Origin of the sequence: Nitratidesulfovibrio oxamicus (assembly GCF_015731765.1) — a bacterium.
Classification (GTDB): Bacteria; Desulfobacterota; Desulfovibrionia; order Desulfovibrionales; family Desulfovibrionaceae; genus Cupidesulfovibrio; species Cupidesulfovibrio oxamicus.
Window position 1 is genome coordinate 1 of the sequence record NZ_VRYY01000272.1, and the last position, 3,480, is coordinate 3,480.

The 3,480-nt window shown below is 69.5% G+C and carries 2 protein-coding genes; one reads left to right on the forward strand and one right to left on the reverse strand.

Going from position 1 to position 3,480, the window contains the following annotated elements:
* Positions 1-563: DVU0298 family protein (locus FVW20_RS10090; RefSeq protein WP_196609329.1), on the reverse strand; the 563-nt coding region annotated here is incomplete at its 3' end.
* A 425-nt stretch (positions 564-988) separates the two neighbouring features.
* On the opposite strand from FVW20_RS10090, the gene FVW20_RS10095 reads away from it, so the two are divergent.
* Positions 989-3,480 (forward strand): histidine kinase dimerization/phospho-acceptor domain-containing protein (locus FVW20_RS10095; protein WP_196609330.1); only part of this gene is annotated, 2,492 nt, incomplete at its 3' end.

Consider the following 3,480-nt stretch of genomic DNA (forward strand, 5'->3'; position numbering starts at 1 on the left):
GCGGACAGCACGCCAAGGGCCCAGGCCGCACTGCCGCGCGCGGGCAGGTCGCAGTCGGCAAGGCCCGCCAGCAGGGCGGGCACCGCAGTTTCGACAAGGCCGGGCAGGTCGGGCCGTTCCTGGGCCAGGCGTCCGATGGCCCAGTACACGCCGCGCCGCAGGGGGGCGTGGTCGCAGTAGTTGTCGTCCTTGCCCGTCTCGCGCACGTACGAGACGAGGATGCGGTGGTATTCGTCGGCCAGCCGGGGATGGCAGGCCAGTATTTCGCCGAAGGCCTCGGGAATGCCCCAGCCGATGTTTCCGGATTCTTCGTTCATGTGCCACATCAGGCGGCGCATGATGATGCGGGCGTCTTCCATGTTGGCGTCGGCGATGCGCGCCACCACCCGTCCCAGGGCCACCACGGCTCGCCACTTGGCCTCGCCGCCCAGCAGCAGGGACGACAGCAGCGGGCCAACGGCCCCCTTGCCGGGCAGGCTCGCGATTTCATCCAGGTGTTCTTCCCACTCGGCGGAAGCGAGCAACGCGCGCAGGTGGGTCTTCAGCGATCTGAAGCGGGGCATGCTCTCCTCCTTTCCCGTGTCTTGCCGGGCGGCGGTTTCGCCCGGACGTGCAGCGTATACCATAACAAGGTGAGCGAGCGATGCAACCCCGGCTGGGTCTGGCCTGTTCCGGCCCCCTTTGGGGCGGTTGCGGGTCAGCCGGGTGCACCCCCCGCATCGCCTTGCCCGGCCCTGCCCCCATGGTCTGTTGCGGGTGTCTCCTCGTTGCGTGCCCCATGGCGATTAGCTATGCTGCCATAACATCCGATATTCATCCGCCAGACGGCCCAGAGGCTCCGCATGTCCAGCGCCGCAGACCGTATCGCCAGCATCGCCGCTCTCCGGGCGCGCGTGGCGGCGTGGCGCGGCAAGGGCTGTTGCGCAGCTGCGCGGTCGATTGTCGCACCCCTGTTCCCCTCCTGCGCCCGCGTTTCCCCCAGCCGCCCATGACCGGTCGCCTGCGCACCAGCCTTGCGCACTGCTGGGCGCGTTTTCCGTTGCGGCATCTGCTGTCGCACGCGATGCCGCCCGCCCCCGGCATGCGTTTGCGAATGGTGGGCTGGTGCTTTCTGGTCTGCCTGCTGCCGCTGGGCATCGTCAGCGCGGTGTTCGTGCAGGTGACCACGGTGCAGACCGACAGTTACCTGCATGTGCAGGGGCGCAGCCTGGCCGATGCGGCCTCGTTGCAGCTCACCCGCCTGTCGCGCACGGCAGAGACCCTGGCCCGCGTGGTGGCCGGGCTGCGCGTGGAGTACGATGGCGACATGCCGGGCTTGCGCCTGCGCCTGTCCGAACTGCACGGCCTGTGGCCCCGCGCCTGCATAGAGGTGTTCGACATGAGCGCCGAACCCGTGGTGCGGCTGCTGCCCACAAGTGGCGGGCAGGACGCCGCGGGCGGCGTTACCCCCAACGGCGTCACCACGGACGGGGCGTTGATGGTGCGCCAGGCATTGCGGGGGCTGTCGCGGCGTGACGTGTTCCGGTCCGCCGATGGACTGGCCATCAAGGCGGTTGTGCCGGTCATAGTGCCCCTGGAGCAGGAGGGGGCACGCTACGGCGCGGCAATCTCGCGCCCGCTGCCCGCGCCCATGGGCCCGGCGGCCCTGCCGGAATCGTCGCTGGGCAGTGCTTCGCCACTGTCGCCGTTACCTTCGCAGATAGCCCCGTATGCCCCGTTTGCCTCCGATGCGGAGGAAATCACCGGCAGGATGGACCTGGAAGGGCTGGCGGCCCGGCAGCACGGGCGCATCGTGGGCGCGGCGGTGGTGTCGTTCCCCATGAACCGCTCGTTGCTGCGTGGCCTGGGGGATGCGGTGCGCGCCGACGTGGCGGTATTCGATCTGGGCGGCGAGCGACCGCGCGGCACGCTGTTTCCCGGTGACGGCACCGCCGACGTGGCCGACTGGCCGGACCGGCCCGACCTTGCCCAAGGCGGGCTGTCGGGCGTGACTTCCGGCAGGAGCGTCTCCGGCGGCGGTCTTTTCGGGGGGGGCGTTTTGCCCGGCCAGCCGGGCAAGGCGCATGGCGTCGGACAGGGATCGGAGCTGCCCTTCCTGCAACGCTACGAGCAGGTGGCGGGCAAGTCCTATCTGGTCAGCTATCAGCCCCTGCCGGGTGGCAGCGGCATGCCCGTGGGTGCACTGGCCGTGTTCGTTGATGTGGAGCCGCAGCGCTCGCGGCTGCGCACCGCGGTGGAATACACCCTGTTGGCCGCCGTGGTGGCCCTGGGCCTGTCCATCTGCACCGGGTTTTTCATCGCCGACAGGGTGGTGCGGCCCCTGCACGAACTGCTGCACGCCATCCGGCGCATTTCGCTCGGCAACTACAGTGAACGGTTGCCCCCGGCGGGCATGGCCGAGATCGGTCAACTGGCCCAGGCCGTGAACCACATGGCCTCCACGCTGGAAGAAAACCGCACCAGCCTTCTGGGGGCGTTGCAGGAAAAGGTGGAGTCGGGCGAACGCCTGGCCCGCGCCAACCGTGAACTGGAACTGCTGAACTGGGAGCTTACCCGTGCCCAGGCCAACTATCGGCGCATTTTCGAGGAATCTGCACAGGGCATCTACCAGTCCACGCCGCAGGGGCGCTTTTTGCGCGTGAACCCGGCCATGGCGCGCATGTTCGGCTATTCCTCGCCGTACGAGATGGTCTCGTCGGTGACGAACATTGGCGAGCAGTTCTACGTGCGCCCCGGCGAGCGCGAGGAGTTGCTGCGTCGTCTGCGCCATGAGGGGCGGGTGTCGCTGGAAACCTGCCTGCGCAGGCGCAACGCCAGCGTGGTGCACGTGGCGCTGACCGCCCGCGCGGTGACCGGAGAGACCGGCGAGCAGCTGTACATCGAAGGCGCAGTGCACGACATCACCGAACGCGTGGAGCGCCACCGCGCCGAACGCGAGTGCGAGGCCGCCGAGGCGGCCAGCCGCGCCAAGACGCAACTGTTGGCCCGCATGAGCCACGAGGTGCGTACCCCGCTCAACGCCCTGCTGGGCATGGCCGACGTGCTGGACCGCACCCCCCTGGAGCCGGAGCAGCGCGGCTACCTGGATGTGTTGCGCAGTTCCGGCCATTCGCTGCTGGCGCTGTTGAATGACGTGCTGGACTTTTCGCGCCTGGAAGCGGGGCAGGTGGTGCCGGAGCGGGTAAGCTTTCGCCTGGGCGAGCTTCTGGAACAGGTCTGCCGCCAGATGGAACCCGCCGCCGGTACGGACGGGCGTGGCCTGCGCCTGGACTGGGCCGTGCTGCCCGGCGTGCCCGACGCCCTGGTGGGCGATCCGTTGCGGCTGCGCCAGATTCTGGGCAACCTGGTCTCCAACGCGGTAAAGTTCACCCCTTCCGGGCGGGTGATGGTGCTGGCCCAACCCGCCGACGGCAACGTGCCGGATCGCGATGCCGGGGTGGGCGCCCCGCTGGCCGCGCCCCCCGCGCCGCCGGTCGAGGC